We start from the raw sequence: 19,369 nt of genomic DNA, 5'->3' as shown, positions 1-19,369 counted from the left end.
TGTCACTGGCCGTTCTGGTCGGCCTGCTCCTGCTGGGCGGCGACGGCCTTGTGGACCTCGTCCATGTCGAGCTTGCGGGCCTGCCCGATGACGTCCGCCAGGGCGGCCTCGGGCAGGGCACCCGGCTGCGCGAACACGGCGACACGGTCACGGACGATCATCAGCGTCGGGATCGACTGGATACCGAAGGCGGCGGCAAGCTCCGGCTGCGCCTCGGTGTCGACCTTGCCGAACACAAGGTCCGGGTTCTCCTCGGCGGCCTTCTCGTAAACGGGGGCGAACTGACGGCACGGCCCGCACCAGGACGCCCAGAAGTCGATCAGGACGAACTCGTTGTCCGTGACCGTCTCATCGAAGTTCTCCTTGGTGAGCTCCACGGTGCTGCTCATGGCGTTTTCCCTCTTCCTGGTGTCGGGGCGGTGCCGTCGGCGTCAACAGGACCGTACGGCCGCGTATTCCGCGCGCGTACCCGTGTGGCCACTGCGCACACCACCCGTAAGACTGACCACATGACGGAAACGGATTCCAACGTGTACGACGTCGTGGTGGTCGGAGCCGGACCGGTGGGGGAGAACGTGGCCGACCGCACCCGTGCGGCCGGTCTGACCACCGCGGTGGTCGAGAGCGAGCTGGTCGGCGGGGAGTGCTCGTTCTGGGCGTGCATGCCCAGCAAGACACTGCTGCGCCCGGTCATCGCACAGGCGGACGCCCGCCGCCTGCCGGGCCTCAGCGACTCGGTGCAGGGCCCCCTCGACGCGGCCGCTGTCCTCGCCCGGCGCAACGAGTTCACCTCGAACTGGAACGACGACGGCCAGGTCCAGTGGCTGGCCGGCATCGGCGCCGACTTCCACCGCGGCCACGGCCGCCTCACCGGGCCCCGCACGGTCGAGGTGACCGGGCCCGACGGCGCGCGCCACGTGCTGACCGCCCGGCACGCCGTCGCCCTGGCCACCGGCACCCGCGCCATGCTCCCCGACCTGCCCGGACTCGCCGAGGTCAAGCCGTGGACCAGCCGCGAGGCCACCAGCGCCCAGTCCGTGCCCGGCCGGCTGGTAGTGGTCGGCGGGGGAGTGGTCGCCACCGAGATGGCAACGGCCTACCAGGCACTCGGCTCCCGCGTCACGCTCCTCGTGCGCGGCAAGGGCCTGCTCAACCGCATGGAGCCCTTCGCCGGCGAGATGGTCGCCGACGCGCTCACCGAGGCGGGCGTAGACGTCCGCACCGGCACGTCGGTCGAGTCGGTGAGCCGTGAGAACGGCACGGTCGTGGTCGTCACCGACCGCGGCGGCCGTATCGAGGCCGACGAGATCCTCTTCGCGACCGGGCGTGCCCCGCGCACGGACGACCTCGGCCTGGACACGGTCGGTCTGACGCCCGGTTCCTGGCTGGAGGTCGACGACAGCCTTCGCGTCACCGGCAGCGAGTGGCTCTACGCGGTGGGCGACATCAATCACCGCGCCCTCCTCACCCACCAGGGCAAGTACCAGGCCCGCATCGCGGGCGCGGCCATCGCCGCACGCGCCTCCGGAGTCCCGCTCCTGGAATCCGACCCCTGGGGCGCCCACTCCGCCACCGCCGACCACGCCGCCGTCCCCCAGGTCGTCTTCACCGACCCCGAGGCCGCCTCCGTGGGCCTCTCCCTGGCCGAAGCGGAACAGGCCGGTCACCGCGTCCGCGCCGTCGACTACGACCTCGCCTCGGTCGCGGGGGCGTCGGTGTACGCCGAGGGCTACCGGGGCCGCGCCCGCATGGTCGTCGACCTGGAGCGCGAGATCCTGCTCGGCGTCACGTTCGTCGGCCCCGGCATCGGCGAGCTCATCCACTCGGCGACGATCGCGGTCGTCGGGCAGGTGCCGATCAGCAGGCTGTGGCACGCGGTTCCGTCGTATCCGACCATCAGCGAGGTGTGGCTGCGGCTGCTGGAGTCGTACCGGGACAACTGACGTACTCAGTGCGGCAGTTCGAAGCCGAGTGCGCTCGCTGCCTCGTCCGGGGCGGGCTGGGCCCAGCGCTCGGCCATCGCCTGGTTCGAGGACAGTGAGCGCAGTTCCGCCCGGTCCAGGTAGAGCACGCCGTCGAGGTGGTCCGTCTCGTGCTGGACGATGCGGGCGGGCCATCCCGTGAACACCTCGTCGACCGCGTGCCCGTGCTCGTCCTCGCCGGTCAGCCGCACCTCGGCGGGCCGGGCCACCACCGCCTGATAGCCCGGCACACTCAGACAGCCCTCGAAGAACGCGGCACGCTCGCCGCCGACTGGTTCGTACGACGGGTTCACCAGCACCCGGAACGGCTGCGGCACCCGCCCGCGCACCAGCCGCACGTCCTGAGGCACCGGCGCCGGGTCCTCGATCACCGCGATCCGCAGCCCCACGCCGACCTGCGGCGCGGCGAGGCCGACGCCCGGCGCCGCGTGCATGGTGACCCGCAGCGCCTCGACGAAGCGGGACAGCAGCGCCGGGTCCAGCTGGCCGTCGAAGCGCTCGGTGGGACGCCGCAGCACCGGGTCACCGGCCGCCACGATGGGCAACGGCCCTTCGGCGGCCAGGAGTTGCTCGACCTGCTCGGCCAAGGGTGCGCGCTCGTTCGGAAGTGCCATCGCGCCAGCATGCCACGGCACCCGCGACACTCGCCGACTCCCTTGTGACGCACGTCACTTAATATGCCTGGAACTCGACGGCCCCTTCGTCCGACTACTGGACCACAGCAGCACAGAAGGAAACGTCCCCACTCCCCGTCCCACCCCCGGAGAAGCCGCCGATGTCCACCGCTCCCGCCACCACCACGGAGGAGGCGACGCAGCCCGACGCCCAGGCGTCGCCGCCCCGCAGATGGGCACCGCTGCGCCCGCTGATCCTGCGTCTGCACTTCTACGCCGGAGTGCTCGTCGCACCGTTCCTGCTCGTCGCCGCGGCCACCGGCTTCCTCTACGCCGGAGCGTTCCAGGCCGAGAAGCTCGTGTACGCCCACGAGATGTACGTCCCCGTCGGCGACGCGAAGCTGCCGATATCCGAGCAGGTCGCCGCCGCGCGCAAGGCCCACCCCGAGGGCACGGTCTCGGCGATACGGCCCTCCCCGGCCGACGACGAGTCGACCAGGGTCATGCTGTCCGGCGTCAAGGGCGTCGACGCCGAGCACACCCTGGCCGTGTTCGTCGACCCGTACACCGCGGAGGTGCGCGGCGCCCTCGAACAGTACGGCTCGACCGGCGCGCTGCCCCTGCGCACCTGGATCGACGAGTTCCACCGCGACCTGCACCTCGGTGAGACGGGCCGCTATTACAGCGAGCTCGCCGCCAGCTGGCTCTGGGTCATCGCCGCCGGCGGCCTGGTGCTGTGGTTCTCCCGCCGCCGCGCCCTGCGCAAGGTGCGGGGCACCAGCGGGCGCCGCCGCACGCTCGGCCTGCACGGCACCCTCGGTGTCTGGGCCGCGATCGGGTTCTTCTTCCTCTCCGCGACCGGCCTCACCTGGTCGGCCTACGCCGGCGCCAACATCGACGAGCTGCGCACCTCCCTCGGCCAGGCGACACCGTCCATCTCGGCGACGGCGGGCGGCGAGCACGGGGGCCACGGCGGCGCCGCCGGCACGGGCGGCAGCGGCGAGCACGGCGTCGGCCTCGACAAGGTCCTGGCGTCCGCTCGCGCCGAGGGCCTGAGCGATCCCGTGGAGATCGTGCCGCCCGCCGACGACTCGTCCGCGTACGTGGTACGGCAGGTGCAGCGCAGCTGGCCGACGAAGCAGGACTCGGTCGCCGTCGACCCGGCCGGCGGCCAGGTCGTCGACGAGCTGAGGTTCGCCGAATACCCGGTGCTCGCCAAGCTGACCCGCTGGGGCATCGACCTGCACACGGGGGTCCTCTTCGGTCTGGTCAACCAGATCGCCCTCATGGCACTCGCGCTCTCGCTGATCCTGCTGATCGTGTGGGGCTACCGCATGTGGTGGCAGCGCGGCCGCGGCTCCGCGTTCGGCCGGCCGATCCCGCGCGGTGCCTGGCAGCAGGTGCCTCCGCAGGTCCTGGTCCCGCTGGTGGCGGTCGTCGCTGTCGTCGGTTACTTCGTGCCGCTGCTCGGCATCTCGCTTGCCGCGTTCGTCGTCGTGGACGTCGTCCTCGGTGAGGTGGCCCACCGGCGGGAGAAGCGGGGAGCCGCGGAAGTGAACTAGGCGGGCGGGAAGCCGGCCGCAAGGGTCGACGGACGAGACGAGGGCCCGGTTCCGAGATGGAACCGGGCCCTCGTGTCGATGCCGCTCAGAACCGCTCGGCAGTGCTCAGAGCTGCTCGAAGTCACCCGCGAGCGCCGAGGCGAGGCGCAGGTGCGGCTCCGCCTCCTCGTCCCGGCCCTGCCTCTGCAGCGTGCGGCCCAGCATCAGCCGGGCGTAGTGCTCGACCGGGTCGCGCTCGATGACGATCCGCAACTCGCCCTCTGCGCGCCGCAGTTGGGCCGAGTGGTAGTAGGCGCGTGCCAGCAGCAGCCGGGGTCCGGTCTGCTCCGGCACCTCCTCGACCAGCTTGCCCAGGACGCGGGCCGCGGCCGCGTAGTCCTTGGCGTCGAAGAACATCCGCGCACGCTCCCAGCGCTCGGCCGGTGCTCCGTGGTCGTAGTACGTCGTGTCCACTCGTGACCTCCTTCGAGGCCGTCAACGGAGCGCGGTGGTTCAATATTCCACTACTTGGTGCCGGGTGCCGGGTGCCGGGTGCCGGGTGCCGGGTGCCGGGTGCCGGGTGCCGGGTGCAGGGGCTACCCGTTCATGGCGGCCAGCTCGGCGTTGGCCCGCTCGGTGATGAGGGTCAGTACTCGTCCGGCGGCGGCCAGGTCCTCCGTGGGGATGTCGGCGTATACCCGGGCCGAGATGGGGGCGGTCTCGGCGGACGTCCTCTCGTACAACTCCCGTCCGGCGTCCGTGATCCGCACCTGGGACGGCTCCTGCGGAACCAGCAGCTGGGCGGCGATCAGCTCGTCGACCACGGAGTGGGCCTGCGCGGCGTCGATCTTCAGCGCGCCGACGACGCCGTCGACGAGGTGGTCGCGCTCGAGGGGTCCGTCGGCGACGTTGACCAGCCGCAGGGTGACGGACTGCTGGAACGTCGCGCCATGGCGGGCCAGCACACGCTCGAGAAGCGCGCGGCTCGCGTAGTGGGCCAGAGCTATGACTCGGGGGTCGAGCAGGGGAGTGGTGGTGGTCATGACTACTCCTTGTCGGACTCACTGTCTGGGGCAGGCAGGTCAAGAGGTGCGTCGAGCAGGACCGCGAGGTCACGGGTGAACTCCCGTGCCCGCGAGCTGTCCAGGCCGCCGAGGGGTGCCAGCAACTGCTGCAGGAGCCTGTGCACGACCTCGATCGCCTGCCGGGTCCGCTCCCGGCCCTGCTCGGTCAGCGTCAGCTGCACCGCGCGCGGGTCGCGGGGGTCCCGGGTGCGTTCGAGGAGGCCGGCGCTCTCCAGCGAGCGCGCCAGCTTGGACACGTACAGCGGCTCGAGTCCGGTGTGGTCGGCCAGGCGCCGCTGGCTGGGGCGCTCTCCGTGGCGCTGCATGCCGTACAGCGAGGCCACCAGCGCGTACTGCGCGTGGGTGAGCCCCAGCGGGGCCACGGCTCGATCGACCGCGACCCGCCACTTCGTGGACAGGCGCCACACCAGGAAACCGGGCGTGGCCTTCTCGGAACCCTTGCTCATGGCCAATACAGTACATGGCTACTATATCCATGGCTACTATTTTCTGGACGGCATCCGGACACCGCAGGGTGACGGACTGACGTGATGGCCCGGACAGGGCTAGTTTGGGCGCCATGAGCAATCTTGATCGCGAGGCGGTGCCCGCCATCTGCGGCGGCCGCGGTTTCGTCGTGGCAGAGCCCGTACGCGAACTCCTCAGCCCCCGCCGCGTCAAGCTCGGCGAATCCACCGAAGTCCGCCGCCTGCTGCCCAACCTGGGCCGGCGCATGGTCGGCGCCTGGTGCTTCGTCGATCATTACGGTCCCGACGACATCGCCGACGAGCCCGGCATGCAGGTGCCGCCGCACCCGCACATGGGTCTGCAGACCGTGAGCTGGCTGCACGAGGGCGAGGTGCTGCACCGGGACTCCACGGGCAGCCTCCAGACGATCCACCCGCGCGAGCTCGGCCTGATGACCTCCGGCCGGGCGATCAGCCACTCCGAGGAGAGCCCGAAGTCACACGCCCGGCTCCTGCACGGCGCCCAGCTGTGGGTCGCCCTCCCGGACGGCCACCGCCACACCGACCCGCACTTCGAACACCACGCCGACCTGCCGGTCGTCACGGCGCCGGGCCTGCGGGCCACGCTGATCCTCGGCGGTCTCGACGGCGCGACCTCGCCCGGCACGACGTACACCCCGATCGTCGGCGCCGACCTCACCCTGTCGCGCGGCGCGGACGTACGCCTCCCCCTGGAGCCGGACTTCGAGTACGCCGTCCTGTCCATGTCCGGCGAGGCCCACGTGGACGGCGTGCCCGTACTCCCCGGCTCCATGCTCTACCTCGGCTGCGGCCGCACCGAACTCCCGCTGCGCGCGGAGTCGGACGCCGGCCTGATGCTCCTCGGCGGCGAGCCGTTCGAGGAGGAGCTGATCATGTTCTGGAACTGGATCGGACGGACGCAGGAAGAGATCGAACAGGCCCGCCACGACTGGATGGAAGGCTCCCGGTTCGGGGAGGTGAAGGGGTACGACGGGGCGCCACTGCCCGCACCGGAACTGCCGCCGGTGCCGTTGAAGCCACGGGGGAGAGTGCGCTGACCTGCTGAAACGCGTCAGCGTTGGTGGCCGGAAGGCGGAAGGCGGTCGGGTAATTCTCACGGTCTTCCACCTGCTTGCCGGGAGGCGTCTGAACAGCTGGCTGGCTCCGTCCGGTGCGGTTGGCGATTCCACAGTGTGGCTGTCTGTGGGTGGCTGTGGCAGGACTCTTGCTGACCTAATGCTGACTTTGCCGACGCCCCGTCAGGTTCGGGTGAGGGCCTCATTTCCAAGCTCCGGGGCGTGCGGAGGCGTTTGCAGGTCCGGTGGTGTCCGGACCGATGCTGACCTGGCTGGCGGTCGAGTCGGGCGTTGCGGGAGGATAGCGTCGCTCACGCTGCCGACTTGTGGAGGTTCTACAAGGTTCCGACGTCACCGCCGCATATGGGCAGCGCCACTCGTGTCCGATCCAAAAGGCGCCGCGCGGGAGAGTGACTAACGAGTTGGTGCGTGATAGCGGGTGGGGCGTGTTTGGGGTGGTCGTGGCCTGATCTCAGACGTTGCGGGTGCGGTCGGATACGAGGCTGGCGATGGCGCGGTAGGTGTCAGGCAGGCGGTCTCGGCGGTGGGTCCAGCGGCTCAGTTGCTTCCAGCGTTTGTGATCGGCGAGGGCGTGTTCGACGGTGATGCGGTCGGATGAGTGCCCGTGGCGGTCACGTTCCCACTGTTCAACTCTGCCGGGCAGTGCTCCTGGACGCGGCTTTCTGGGCGGTGTGAGTGCTTGCCCGCGGTGGTCGCGGCTCAGGCCGAGATAGCCGTCGTCCAAGAGGACCTCGACATTGGGGAAGTGCTGGAAGCAGACGGCGATGCCCTCGTTTCGGGCAGCCGTGGCATCGTGCATACGGCCAGGCCGCAGGGCATCGGTCCATAACGTGCGGCCACGCCAGTCGGCGATCACGGTGGCCTTCATGGTGTTCTGCTTCTTCTTCCCGGAAACAAACGCGCGCCGGCCGCCGCGTCCGGCTTGGGGACGGCGGACCTGGATCTCGGTGGCGTCCAACCGCAGCTCGACGCCCTCGGCCTGGGCGTAGGCGAACACGTCGGGAGTCCGTAATCGCAGGCCGGGACGGTCGGGAACCGCGCGCCCCCGCTCGGCCAGGAGCGTGCGTACTTCTGCGATCGCACGAGTGATGGTGGAGCGGTCGACGCCGAACAGCAGCCCCAGCACCGAATGCGGCAGATCGTGCCGCAGATGGATCAGCGTGGCCACCAGCCGGTCGACGAACACCAGCTGGTGACGGGCACCGGCACCCGCGGCCCGCTTCCTGACACCACCCCGTGCAGCATGGCGACGACCCTCGACCTCGGCTTGCCACGGCACCGCCAACTCTTCTACCAGGCGCGCGAGATGACGCCGAGAGATCCCCGTGAGCAGCCGATGCGCCAGCACCGCCCGATTGACCATGATCGCCACAGACGGATCATGCCACCGGCCAGGCACGACGCCTCACCCGCTATCACGCACCAATTCGTAAGGGGTTGGTGGCAGGTGGTGCAGGTGCCGGTCCAGCAGTTCAGCAGGTCTTGGAGGGTGTCGAGGATCTGGTAGAGAGTGAGTTCGGTGTGTCGGCTTTTGGGGTCAGTCGCAGCTCGGTGAGGAAGGCGTGGGCGGCGGTGACCAGGGTGGCGTGGTGGTGCCAGCCGGTGAAGGAGCGGCCTTCGAAGTGGTCCAGGCCCAGGCCGTGCTTTAGTTCGCGGTAGTCGTGCTCGATGCGCCAGCGTATCTTCGCCAGGCGGACCACACGTCGGGCAGGACGCCGTCCCACCGGCCGTGCTCGGCCACCGCGGCCTGCTGGGCCAGCCGACGCGGACGCACCCCGGCCGGCCGGACCCGCACGGTGAGGAAGCGGAGGTCATCGGTCCCCGGGAGCCTTCCCGTCAGGTCACTTCCCGGAAGGCGTCCGGTCCGGCCGCCGCGGCCAGTTCCGCTACCAGCACCGGTGGCTGCCGGTAGCGGGGCACCGGCGGGCGTCTGGTGCCGGCAAACGCCGGCGCGGCGCGGTGCGCGTTATGCGGCTGGGCGGTCAGATCGCCCCGGATGCCGACCAATACGGGATCTCCCGCTCGGCCAGGGCGGTGCGGAAGTCGGCGTTCTGGCCGTAGCCGGCGTCGGCCACCACGACCGGCGGCACCAGTTGCCATGTGGCCAGTTCGTCCAGGGAATCAGGGCCAGCCGCCACTTCTCCCGGTGTCCGACGTCTGCCGGGACGCCGGTGCGTCCGCGCCGGACGGTGTCCTTGGCCCACTCCTTGGGCAGGAACAGCCGCCAGTTCAGCGGGCACGAGGCCGTGTCGGAGAGTGCGTGCACGCTGACCGCGACCTGGCAGTTGGCTTGCTTGCCCAAAGCGCCGCAGTGCTGGTGGGCGACGCCGACCGACATCCGTCCGTCTTTGGGGAAGGACACGTCATCGACCGCCCAGGCGTCCGGGCCGATCCGCGGCACAATCCGCTCGGCGATCCGCCGGCGCACCGGTACCGGATCCCAGGTGGACTGGTTCACGAACTGCTGCAGGTTCTGCTCGTTGCCGTCCGGCAGCCGCGACGCCATGGCTTGGATGGACTTGCGGCGGCCGTCCATCATCAGTCCCTGCAGGTAGCAGTCGCTCTTGGCCCGCTGGTCCTTGCGCGGTATCGCGGCGAACACATCCGCCACGAATAACGTCAACGTCGCCCGGACTCGGTTCACTTCATGTGCGTCACACACTCCTCATGCCCCTGAACACGGCCATCAGACAGACCTAACGGAGTCCTTTAATAGTCCGTCTCGATTGGCTTGCCTAGCGATCGCGCTCGTAGAGCGTGTTCCCCGACCGCAGTACCGAATGCAAGAAGTGATGCTCCTCCCGGCCATACTCCTCAAGCTCCTCGACTGTGACGAAATGCAAGTCGACTGGCACGGCCCAGCCGCCCAGATACGGTTCCACCTCAGATGCCCGCACCAGGGCCGGCGCATCTGTTGGCATCACGACCAGCAGGTCCAGGTCACTCTTCACGGTTGCCCGACCCTTGGCGTAGGAGCCGAACATGACGACACGTTCCGGCCGTGCTACCTGGACGATGCGTCCGACGATCAAGTAAATTTCCTCGTCCGTAAGGAGTCCTGTCATGGTCAGTCCACCGTGTAGTTGAGGATGAGGAAGAGCTCGTCGACCGCGTCCGCGGGCAGCGAGTGGAAGTCCGACGCACCGGCTTTGCGGATCTTCATCGTCCTGCTGGCCATTGACGCCTCCTGGCCGGTGAGATCCTTAGCAGCGCGGTGCATGCCCCGGTATGCGGCGTCGGGGGCTAGCGTGAGCAGATCGCCGGGCCCGGAGCCCAGCGGCGTTAGCAACACCTCGTACCTCGCCGCGTCCTTCATCCGCGCGGCGACTTCCACGCGCCGCACCTTCGTGGTGGCGAAAGCGCGGGTGACCGACGGCAGCCGATTGGTGAGGTCGCCGAGTTCGATGGCCTGGTCGTCGGTCGGGTTCGCGGGATGCAGGAACTGGTAGAACTCGTCCGGGAACTCACGCTTGAGGTCCAGCACTCGATACAGACCATCACGCCTGCCGCCGGCCGCAGCAACGGAGGACAAGGCCTTCTCAATGTCCTTGAGCGCTTCGGTGCGCAGCGGTCCGCCCCCCTCGCGCGCGGTGTACTGGAGGTGGATCACCACATCCGAAATTGAATCCGCGTCGAACTGCGCGATCTCGGAGTTCAGCCGCAGGTGCCAGGAGCTGATTGCACCAGCCCCCTCGAAGGGCAGGTACCGGTGGTCGTCAAACCGCACGTCGAACACTCCAGCGTCATTGACGGCGGAGCTGGTGGCGATCGACTGGACCGCCGTCACGTCGTCGAGGAACCGGGTCTCGCCCGCAGCTTGCCTGGGGTACTTCTCGTTCAGCAGGGTGGTGTCCTTGCGCAGGCTGTTCGCGGTCAGGGTGAGCGTGCACCCCACCATTCCGTAAGGTGCGACGACGCACGGGATGGACAGCGACACCGTCTTGAGTCGGCGGAAGTAGTGCCCGGGGTGGTCGAGGTCGAAGATCGCCTCGGGGATGTCCGTGAAGCACTCGCCGTTGGTCTTCAGCTGCAGCAGTGCGACGGGATCCAGCTCAGCGAGTGAAATGTGCTTGGTCAGCTCATACTCGCGCTTGTGGAGCTCCCGATAAGCGGCGTCCAGTCGGCGCAGATCTTGTCCGAGGCGTTCGCCAGCCAGTAGGCCTTTCCGCAGGCTATCCCAGTAGCCGTAGCGGACATAGTTCGAGTCGGAGAGCCCCAGCTCGTGCCGGAAGCACCGTTCAGCACGCTTCGCCAAGTCGAAGGCGAGCTGGTAGCTCTGGAAGTACGTTGCAGACAGCTGGTTGAGCATCCAGTTGGACAGTTCATTGCTGGTGAATTTGGCGCGCTGGAACTCGTCCTCGGATGCTGCGTTCGCCCGCTGCTTGTTGTGGTGGCGCAGTTCCTGTTCGGCGATCTGGTACCTGATGTCCGCAGCCAGAATCTGCTGGTCGATCTGCGGGAGCTCAGTGGCGGCCATCGTCCTTTGGTGTTCCAACTCCTGCACGCGCCGAGCGTGCGGGGCCAACACGCTGGTCACTCCTGTGCGCTTGCTGGCCGCAGCGGCCAGGGAGCGCAGCACGGCGACCGCTGCCTCTGCCGCGCCCTCGAGCTGTTCACCGCCGATTGATGCCGACACCGCGGGCGTTCCGCCGAATTTGGCAGCGCTAGTCAGCAATGTGGGGATCAGTTTCAGCCCGCCTGACAGGATGGACTCGGCCGTGGCTGAATCCTCCAGGCCCGGCGAAATGCCTGACAAGGCCAGCGCATAGTCCTCTTGAGTGATCAGGCCCTCGTCGAGCAGCCGCTGTTGGTATGCCCGCCGAAGCTCGACCACACTGCGGCTGCGTCGACTCGCTTCCAGGCTCGCCCGTGCCTCGGCCACCTGGCTCGTGAGGACATCTCGCAGGAGGTCGAGCAGTGCGCTCTCATGGCTTGACCGCAGGGCGGTGAACGCCTCAATGTCGCGCTTCTCCAAAGCGCCGAGTATGGCCGTACCGAGGTTGCTGACCGCAGCGCACACCTCCCGCGCGCGCTGGAGCATGACCGAGAAGCGGTGCGTCGGCATTGGCGCGTTGATGTCACTAAGCGTAGTACCGATGTCCAGGCCGGCCGCCTTGGCATTGACCAGCAGGGCGGGGTCGATCGACGGTTCGGACAACGGCAGCTGACGGGCTTGTCCGCCGCTGTTCATGCAATGCCTGATCTTGAACAGCCGGTCATCCACGGTGTCCCACAGCGTGAGCAGCTTCTCGTTGGTCGGGATGCCGAAATACAGCACATCCAGGCGCGGCAGTCCTGGGCCGTCGGGGACGGGTGCGGACGCGGCGGGGACAACTGGTAGCAAATTTTCCACCTGCCGCAGCGCATTGCCGAATTCGTCGTTACCAGCCGCCTGCAGCTGGTAGAAGGTCCGCACCAGGTTCGGCACTCGGCGGGGCATTTGCTTGGGGCGAGGCCCGAGCAGCGTCGCGGCCAGCACGTACAGCTGAGTCGCCTCGTTGTTGGATTCGATGGTGTCCTGACGGAAGAGCTGGTCACCCCAGGCGATCAGCGTCTGGATGTATTTGATCATCACGTTCTTTTGGTACGCCAGCCCGCGCATTCGCGCGATCAGATGCGGATTGAACGGGTGACCGCGCCATTCGGCGACCTGGGCTAGAAGCTCGGCATCGCCGTGGGCGATGACCTTCATGATGTTCTCACTCTTATGCTGGTAGTACTCGGCCTTGGTCGTCTCGTAGAACGGCTTAGTGATCCAGAACTTCTGCTGCGGGATGTCCGGATCCGGGGTCGCGGTGTCGGTGCTAGTCGGGTTGAACACAGAGTGGTACCACTCCAGTGCTTCCTCGAACCGCTGGTTGGCGGCGAGCTTGCCCGCGATGAACATTGGCATGTGGAAGAACAGCTCCCAGTTGTACGCCGCGTACGCCCCGGCGTAGTGGAAGTCCACCTCCTCCTTGGGCCATGGAGGCACAACTGTGTCGTTGTTGGGCTGGTAGGTCGCGAACTTGAATGGCTTCGCGCTGCCCGGAACGGCTTCCGGGCTGACCTGGATGCGCCGGTTCAGCAGGCCCGGCAGGCCCCAGGTGTTCAGTTCCGTGATGAAGAGTTCCACAAACGGGTGGTAGTGAGGTTGGAATCTGAACGACGAGATGGACCAGTTGTGCCAGGCCCGGGAGGAATACGTCCAGTAGTCAACGAAGTAGGTCCGTGCGGGATCCCAGGTGAAGAAGGAACCGATAGCGGCGAACCCTAGAGCCTGTGAGTCGATCACCGTCCAGGTGCGGCCCGGCACGATGTTTTGCAGCAGCAGGATCGACTGGGCGTTCACGTGGGACTCAACGCGGTGCGGAGGAATTTTCGGCAATTCAATCTCGGATGAGTAGTAGAAGTACTGAGTCGGGGTGAGATGCTGGATCAAGTTTCCGCTGAATCGGCTGTGCGGTGGCGAGATGAGGTGCTCGATGCTGCCCGTCGCACAAGGCGTAATCTGCGGGCCTAGCTTCTCAAAGCCGTCCCTGCCATTCGGTGCAAGTAGGTTCGGGAGCGGACTCGTGAAAAGGCATGTCCGAATCGTCGGTGCCGTTCTCGTCCGGAATGTGATCTGATCCAGCAGGTCGCCAGCGGTCTCTAGGTGCGAAACCTGCAATGGGGTGTCCGACAAGATTTTCGGTGTCCACTTCTCTTGCTTAAGCTCGCTCCAGTACAGCCGGATGTCCCAGTACTTCTCCGGCGTCGGCAGATTGAGGGAGTCGTTCGCGCCTGGGGTCGGCATGCTAGCGGGCACTGTTGCCTTCTCCAGGAAATGCGGCCAGAACATGTAAAGACGGCGGTTGTGCATGCCCAGCGTCAGATGGTCCGACTCGATCTCCAGGCCGACCGGCTGCCACGGGGTCCAGCGGGCCTTGTTGACCCTGGTCCGGTAGAAGTACTCGGGCCTCTTGCTGCTGCGGGTACGCCCCATCACGTGGAGCACCGACTCCTCGCCCATCCGCTCCTCGTACATCGCGCGGATCTCAAGATTGGCCACCCGGTCCAGCTTCTCGAGGTAGCCGCGGTAGGCCTGCTCGGCGGTCTCCGCGGTGACGTCGTTCTGTTGAAGATCATTTTCGAGATCGACGAAGAACGGTGATTTCTCATCGCGCAGTTCAGGCTCGATCCAGTTCTCTGGGTAGAGGAAGACCTTGCGGTTGGCTTCCCAGACCCGGTAGCGGCGCATCCATTGCCACTGCTTCCACTTGGGATCCATGACGGTACTCGCCACGATGTCTGGCTCGAGACCCAGCAACACCCGTTGGACGAACAACTGTGCGGAGCCGGTGGCCTGCTTCAGACGGGACGTCAGCGCGTAGACGCTCATCTCGACGTCGATCAGGAGATGGCCGTACAGGCCGTTCGCATCGGTCCAGTGCTGGCCCAAACTCGAGTCGGGGTGTGCCAGCAGCCAATCCACCAGAATATTGCGGCGTCGTTCGCGCAACGCGTCCTGCACCCGCTGGTTGGCCTCCAGCCACTGCGGGAGTTCGTATCGCGTCTTCAGCGCGTGCTTGATGTCATCGGCAACCGCGGCGCTGGGCGTGGCTTGGGCCCAGGCGACGGCCCGCTTCGCTTCGACACCCAGCCGGGTCAGCACCGCCATGCAGTTCGCGACACGACGGAGGTTGGGGGCCTTCGCCAGCTGGGCCTTGACCTGATCCACGCCCGTTGGCGCCAGCCAGCCGAATGCGGTTACCAGCGCGGTGATGTCCTCGGCCTGCCAGGCGGTCAGATTGGCCAGCGCGGTGATCGTGGTGGTGGACGGCCCAGTGGGGGAGAGCAACTCGTCGGCAAAGGCTAGTGCTGACAGACTTGAAGCGGGTAGTTGGGACTTCCAGCGGAAGAACCACTGCATCGCCGTCCAGCGGCCGATCGCGATGGTGGTGTTCTGGGCGCTGCCGAGCACGTCGGCCTGGATCCAGCCGAGGCGTTCTGCGTGGTCGCCGGACAACCACCAGCTCACCTCGGTGGGCTTCATGTTCAGCTTGCCGATGAGGGTCGCGACTTTGTGCAGGAGCCGTAGGGCCTTATAGGTGTTGGAGAAGGTCAGCTCGTCCAGTGGGAACTGGAAACTCCCGTCAGTGGCCGCCACGAGCAGCTGTGGGTCGTTGATCACGTTGCGCAGGTCAGCGGTCGAGCCCGGCAGGTGCAGCCTGGTCAATGCCATCGTGGCAGAACGTTCGTCGATTCCGAGGAGTGCGGCCACCTGTTGGTCGATGTAGAGGTCCTTCTGGGTGCGGAGCAGGAACGCATGCAACGGCGGCATGACGCAGGCGAACCGTGCGTCGATTCGCGTCTGGTGCTGGGCCGGTGTTTCACCGGCCGGCATTTCGGCCAGCTTTGCATGGGCTTCGGCCAGATCGTTGAAAAGGACACCGAAATACCGGTCGATGAGAGCCTCGCGTTCGGCAGTGGTGCCTGCCCAACTGCCGTTCACGAGGGCCAGGGCGGTCACCAGATCGGCGTCGGCGGCGAAGGTGGGTACGAGCCCCAGACGGGTGGTGACGTAATCGGCGTCGGTTTCGTCCTTCTGTCGTGCCAGTCGGTCGGCGATGTCGGCGAGGCCCTGCCTGAGCTGCTTCAGGAAAGCCAGCATGGTACGGTCCTCCAGCGCAACGCCGGAATTGACCGTGAGGTGGTGCGTCAGCAGATAATCGAGGTCGGCGACGGAGAACGTGGATGACGTCACCTGATCGACCAGGCTGCTGAACTCCACGGCACGGGTCGGCGAGGCGAAGGGGTCGGCGTCCCACATTCTCCTCAAGCGTAGGAATTCGCCGATGGTGAGGCCCAGTCCTCGGCTCAGCACGGTGATGCGGTGCAGCTCCGCGAGTACCCCAGCGTTCAGCGCGGATTCAAGGGTCAGCGATCGGTCGGCCAGGATCAGGCCGAAGTCGGCCTCGCTGAGACGGAGTCCGGCGAGCAGGCCGGGTACCCGCTGTCCGACCGTTCCGCCGAGGTCGGCGGCCCGCGGCGGGAAGTCGCCGGTTGCGTCCACCAGCCGGTTGCGAAAAAGCCGCTGATAGACGGTCTGGACGGGAATCCCACCGTCCGAGGTGTGGTCGACGTACTCGTGGTCGTCGAAGCCGGCGAACACCGTGACTAGCGTGGACCAGTCCAGCCCGGTCCGCTCCTGCAACCGCCGAATTGAGGCGATGCTGCGCAGCCCGGTGTCGCTGAGCGGCCATGCGGCGAGGTAGCGGTCGAGTTCCCACATCGGAATGCCGAGCCGCCGCCAGAGCCGCACGAAACAGTGAATCCGGCCCAGTGCGTCCGCGGTCAGGCCACCGATCGCCAAGGAGGAGGTGTCGCAGGCGGCCGCGTTCGGGTCGGCCGGCCCAAGGGTGACGGTGTTTGCGGGATCGATCCACCGCATCTCCAGCAACTGCACCAGGTCTCGATAGGCGAGCTTGGTCCGGTGCAGCATTACGGGCACCTTGGCGAGCACTTCGATCCAGGTACCGGTCACGTTCTGAGTCGGATCTGTCGGCATGTCTGGATGAGGAATGGAGTTGCCGGTCTGGGCAAGACCCCAGTACTCCCACGGTTGACGGCGGAGTGTGCCATTCAGGACCTGTCGCTCGACATCCCCGATACCCAACAGCGCACAGTCGACCTGTGCATCGGTTGGCGTTTTCGTTCCGTCCGGTTTGGACTGCTGGAAGAGTTCGAACAGCCGCGGTTGCGGCACGCCGAGCTGGTCCAGGTAGCCGCGGCTCTGCTCGTTGGCCAGGTTGAACGGCAGACCGAACGGAAACACCTCAGAGGCGAGCTTGGTGTAAGCCGCGAGATTCAGATGCTCGGGATTGGCGCGCACCTCGGCCGCGGAGTCGGTCGTCTGACGGGTCGCCCGCAAACAGGGGGCGGCTCCCCGGTGGAAAACGTTGAACGAGTGGGTGCTGTCCCTGATCACCCACCGGCCTTGGCTGTCCGCGGCGTACACCCAAGCGTCGTCGCTGATCGCGACGTCTTTCGTCCTGATCTCCGCCAGCACCTCGGGTGCGATCGGCCCTTCGACCAGCTTCGGCTCGATCGCGGGATCGAGGACTACCAAGGCAGGCGCACTGACGACGTCTTCCAGAATCTCGTTTACCAGGTCGATGTATGAGACGGCGGTGTTGGTGTTCTCGCAGCTCAACTCCACCTCGCCGAGGTCGGGGCGTCGTTCGAGTAGGACCTGAAGAACGCTCTTGCCGCTGTGAGGGCCGGTGCCCTGAGTACCGCGGTCGCCCAGGAAGTGCAGGATGTCCACGAAATGTGCGGCTGGGCTGTACACCGACCGGCAGGCGGGGCAGCCGCAGTAGTCGAGGGATCCGATGAGGGTCCGCAGGCTGAGCAGGATTCTCGGCTGCGGCTGGCGCTCAAGTTTTGCCTGAGGGCTGGGCAAGGCTCCTCTCAGTAGCTGGGACTCAGGTGCCGTCTGCGGACCGGCTACGGCGGCGGGCAGGGCCCCTGTTAGCGCGCGGTTGTAGTCGGCGAAGGTGGTCAAGGCGAGGGCGTACGCGTTCTCCGCCCGGCGGTAGATCCTCCGCGCCTCGATCCTGTTGATCGGCGACTCGGCCAGGGCGCTGACGAACTGCCCTTCACCCATGAAGTAGATCTGCTGGGCGGAGTCGATGTTCCGGGACAGCAGGGCGTTCGCGGCCTTGAACGTCGGCTTGAGTTTGAATACCCGCTGCACCGCGGCAAGCTCCGCGAGAAGTTCGGGGTCTGGCTGGGCGGCCGTCGTGCCGTCCTGTCGCTGGCTGTCCCCACCTTTACGCGAGCGTTGTTCAGCCAGGTAGTGGTCGATCCGGTAGTGGGCGAGGTCGAAGTCGGGATGGTCGTCCAGAAACCGGGCGACACGACGACTCAGCTGCTCAGCCGGCGAGTCGGACCGGGTAATCTTTGCCGCCAGGGACGCAGTCGGATAGGCGCGCTCGAACTGCTGGTCAAGGATGGCCGCGTAGGTCTCCTTCTTCTCCTCGGGGGTGGCGCCGTCGATGTTGTCCGGCACGCCGACTGCGGTGCCATCCGGAAGCCGTCGCGCGAACACCGCGAACCAGTCCGCTTTGGAGTACTGCGCCAGGGAGCGTTTGGTCAGTCGGCCACTGTCGATGTCGTCAGCCAGCGCCGCGACGAGCGGCACGTGATTGCGTGTCAGCGTCCCAACTTCCACCGCGGTCCGGACCTTCTTGACGGTGGTGTCCGGCAGTGACGGATCGGCATCCAGCCGCATCCACAGCTCCGCCAGCGAGCCGGTGCAGTTGGACATGGCAGTGAGAATCGTGTTGCGTTGATCACCAAAGACACCGGCGACGTCAAGCAGGCGACCGATCGTACCCTTGCCTCCGCCCATGGAGATGTCGGCTGTGTCCTTGAGTTTGATACGTGCAAATTGCCCGAGGAGTTCGTCGATCCTGGGCTGCAGATTGGCCGGCACCAGGTTGTCGTCCACGGCCTTGACCAGCAGGTCGCGCTTACGCTGATCATCCAGGCCGGATAGGGCCCGGAGGAGCGCGTCCTCAATCAGGATAATTCGCTCGGGGTGTTGGACATCGGCGAGCAGGAATTCACGGAAGATCGACGGCTCGCCCTGTCGGAGGAAGGCGAAGAAGGATTCGGCAGGCAGTGGCGTCCCGTCCCGCTGGGTCCTGTCAGCGAGCCGCCAGCTCGCCACCCAGGTGCCGATCTCAAGCGCTGTATATCCGGTCTCGGCGACGAGGAACGACACGTCTTGGGTTTGATCGTCCTCGCGCAGGTCGATCGGCCTTAGGGTGCCGAGTAGTGGTGTGATGGCGCCTGTCTGCACCTCCCACTCGGAAGGACCGGAGTAGACCGCACCCTGAAGGGTAAGATCAACCTCGAAATCGGTCGGCGCGTTGTAATGCACCGGAGACCGGAATAATACCGTCCCAGCCTTGGCGACGACGAGGACTAGGTTCGCCGAGCCCTTCGCGGCTGCTTTGAAATCGGTCTTGCTGTAGCTGATCTCATAGCGTCCGTCCTGGCCGACGGCCTTTTCAGGGCCGAGCGGCTCTTCCGTCCGCAGGCCCCGGTCGAACGCCTGTACGGTGATGTCCTTCATTGTCTGGCCGAACTGGTCTCGTACGGTGCCGCTCACCTTTCGGGTGGCAGGCGTCCCCGACTGGAACCCCGTTTTCAAACTGATAACCGTCTCCGGCGCTTGCTTGCGGCTCGGCTTGCTCGTGCCCACTACAGTTTCGTCGATCAGCACCCTAATGATGACCGTGGCGACGTGGGTATGCGGATCTGAAGAATCCTCGTCCACCTTGATCCGGTAGCGGCCTGCGCTTTCGGTGAAGGCCTCCCCAAGCGGTGAATCCTGGTGTCCCTGCCCAGGGCTGAAGGCCCGGACCAGCGCGTCCGGCAACGGATTACCCTTGGAGTCCGTAATCGTTCCAGTGATCACATAGGTCCGTTCTGCTGACATGCTGCTCCTGGTGTTGGCGCGCTGTGCTCTCGGAGCATGCCTTGCCATGAATCTCCGCTGAGTTCGCACTATGGACAGGACTCGGGGCCTCTGGCCCGCTATGCAACGACTCTG

The 19,369-nt window shown here is 66.7% G+C and carries 11 protein-coding genes and 2 pseudogenes; 3 read left to right on the top strand and 10 right to left on the bottom strand.

The window, feature by feature from the left end; translation table 11 throughout:
- Positions 1 to 2: 2 nt before the first annotated feature.
- A pseudogene (gene trxA / locus ACFY5C_RS00955) lies at positions 3 to 395 on the bottom strand (thioredoxin); the annotation flags it as partial.
- 114 nt (positions 396 to 509) lie between these two features.
- Here trxA and ACFY5C_RS00950 point away from each other — a divergent pair.
- Positions 510 to 1,943: a dihydrolipoyl dehydrogenase family protein gene (locus ACFY5C_RS00950; protein WP_389439029.1), complete on the top strand. Its 1,434-nt coding sequence runs from the start codon at positions 510 to 512 to the stop codon at positions 1,941 to 1,943.
- Between the two features lie 5 nt (positions 1,944 to 1,948).
- Here ACFY5C_RS00950 and ACFY5C_RS00945 read toward each other — a convergent pair whose 3' ends face one another.
- Positions 1,949 to 2,596 (bottom strand): peptide deformylase, encoded by a 648-nt coding sequence (locus ACFY5C_RS00945; protein WP_389439027.1) that lies wholly within the window; start codon positions 2,594 to 2,596, stop codon positions 1,949 to 1,951.
- Between the two features lie 161 nt (positions 2,597 to 2,757).
- On the opposite strand from ACFY5C_RS00945, the gene ACFY5C_RS00940 reads away from it, so the two are divergent.
- Positions 2,758 to 4,158, top strand: a complete 1,401-nt coding sequence (locus ACFY5C_RS00940; RefSeq protein ID WP_389439026.1) for a PepSY-associated TM helix domain-containing protein — start codon at positions 2,758 to 2,760, stop codon at positions 4,156 to 4,158.
- A gap of 105 nt (positions 4,159 to 4,263) precedes the next feature.
- Here ACFY5C_RS00940 and ACFY5C_RS00935 read toward each other — a convergent pair whose 3' ends face one another.
- The 3 genes from ACFY5C_RS00935 to ACFY5C_RS00925 form a co-directional block, all read right to left on the bottom strand.
- Positions 4,264 to 4,611: a tetratricopeptide repeat protein gene (locus ACFY5C_RS00935; RefSeq protein ID WP_389439024.1), complete on the bottom strand. Its 348-nt coding sequence runs from the start codon at positions 4,609 to 4,611 to the stop codon at positions 4,264 to 4,266.
- A 122-nt stretch (positions 4,612 to 4,733) separates the two neighbouring features.
- Complete coding sequence (locus ACFY5C_RS00930; protein WP_389439022.1) at positions 4,734 to 5,180, bottom strand: MarR family transcriptional regulator; 447 nt, start codon at positions 5,178 to 5,180, stop codon at positions 4,734 to 4,736.
- 2 nt (positions 5,181 to 5,182) lie between these two features.
- On the bottom strand, positions 5,183 to 5,668 hold the full coding sequence (locus tag ACFY5C_RS00925; protein ID WP_389439020.1) for a MarR family winged helix-turn-helix transcriptional regulator: 486 nt from the start codon (positions 5,666 to 5,668) through the stop codon (positions 5,183 to 5,185).
- Between the two features lie 113 nt (positions 5,669 to 5,781).
- On the opposite strand from ACFY5C_RS00925, the gene ACFY5C_RS00920 reads away from it, so the two are divergent.
- Positions 5,782 to 6,747 carry a pirin family protein gene (locus ACFY5C_RS00920; protein WP_389439018.1) on the top strand — a complete coding sequence of 322 codons (966 nt, stop codon included), beginning with the start codon at positions 5,782 to 5,784 and terminating at the stop codon, positions 6,745 to 6,747.
- Between the two features lie 490 nt (positions 6,748 to 7,237).
- On the opposite strand, the gene ACFY5C_RS00915 is transcribed toward ACFY5C_RS00920, so the two are convergent.
- The 5 genes and pseudogenes from ACFY5C_RS00915 to ACFY5C_RS00895 all read right to left on the bottom strand — a co-directional run bounded on the left by ACFY5C_RS00915 (position 7,238) and on the right by ACFY5C_RS00895 (position 19,255).
- Positions 7,238 to 8,149: a transposase family protein gene (locus ACFY5C_RS00915; RefSeq protein ID WP_389440630.1), complete on the bottom strand. Its 912-nt coding sequence runs from the start codon at positions 8,147 to 8,149 to the stop codon at positions 7,238 to 7,240.
- A 109-nt stretch (positions 8,150 to 8,258) separates the two neighbouring features.
- Complete coding sequence (locus tag ACFY5C_RS00910) at positions 8,259 to 8,510, bottom strand: transposase (protein ID WP_389439016.1); 252 nt, start codon at positions 8,508 to 8,510, stop codon at positions 8,259 to 8,261.
- Between the two features lie 258 nt (positions 8,511 to 8,768).
- Positions 8,769 to 9,388 (bottom strand): annotated as a pseudogene (locus tag ACFY5C_RS00905) (IS701 family transposase).
- A 133-nt stretch (positions 9,389 to 9,521) separates the two neighbouring features.
- On the bottom strand, positions 9,522 to 9,851 hold the full coding sequence (locus ACFY5C_RS00900; protein ID WP_389439014.1) for a nucleotidyltransferase domain-containing protein: 330 nt from the start codon (positions 9,849 to 9,851) through the stop codon (positions 9,522 to 9,524).
- Positions 9,852 to 9,853: 2 nt separating this feature from the next.
- On the bottom strand, positions 9,854 to 19,255 hold the full coding sequence (locus tag ACFY5C_RS00895; protein WP_389439012.1) for a neuraminidase-like domain-containing protein: 9,402 nt from the start codon (positions 19,253 to 19,255) through the stop codon (positions 9,854 to 9,856).
- Between the last annotated feature and the right edge of the window lie 114 nt (positions 19,256 to 19,369).

The sequence above is a fragment of the Streptomyces sp. NPDC012935 genome (assembly GCF_042900345.1).
GTDB lineage: Bacteria > Actinomycetota > Actinomycetes > Streptomycetales > Streptomycetaceae > Streptomyces.
This window is presented reverse-complemented; position numbering and strand designations above follow the sequence as displayed.

Coding starts and splice junctions, on each gene's coding strand:
- ACFY5C_RS00920 (WP_389439018.1), top strand. CDS start 5,782: ATGAGCAATCTTGATCGCGAGGCGGTGCCCGCCATCTGCGGCGGCCGC.
- ACFY5C_RS00950 (WP_389439029.1), top strand. CDS start 510: ATGACGGAAACGGATTCCAACGTGTACGACGTCGTGGTGGTCGGAGCC.
- ACFY5C_RS00945 (WP_389439027.1), bottom strand. CDS start 2,596: ATGGCACTTCCGAACGAGCGCGCACCCTTGGCCGAGCAGGTCGAGCAA.
- ACFY5C_RS00930 (WP_389439022.1), bottom strand. CDS start 5,180: ATGACCACCACCACTCCCCTGCTCGACCCCCGAGTCATAGCTCTGGCC.
- ACFY5C_RS00900 (WP_389439014.1), bottom strand. CDS start 9,851: ATGACAGGACTCCTTACGGACGAGGAAATTTACTTGATCGTCGGACGC.
- ACFY5C_RS00925 (WP_389439020.1), bottom strand. CDS start 5,668: ATGAGCAAGGGTTCCGAGAAGGCCACGCCCGGTTTCCTGGTGTGGCGC.
- ACFY5C_RS00940 (WP_389439026.1), top strand. CDS start 2,758: ATGTCCACCGCTCCCGCCACCACCACGGAGGAGGCGACGCAGCCCGAC.
- ACFY5C_RS00895 (WP_389439012.1), bottom strand. CDS start 19,255: ATGTCAGCAGAACGGACCTATGTGATCACTGGAACGATTACGGACTCC.
- ACFY5C_RS00915 (WP_389440630.1), bottom strand. CDS start 8,149: ATGGTCAATCGGGCGGTGCTGGCGCATCGGCTGCTCACGGGGATCTCT.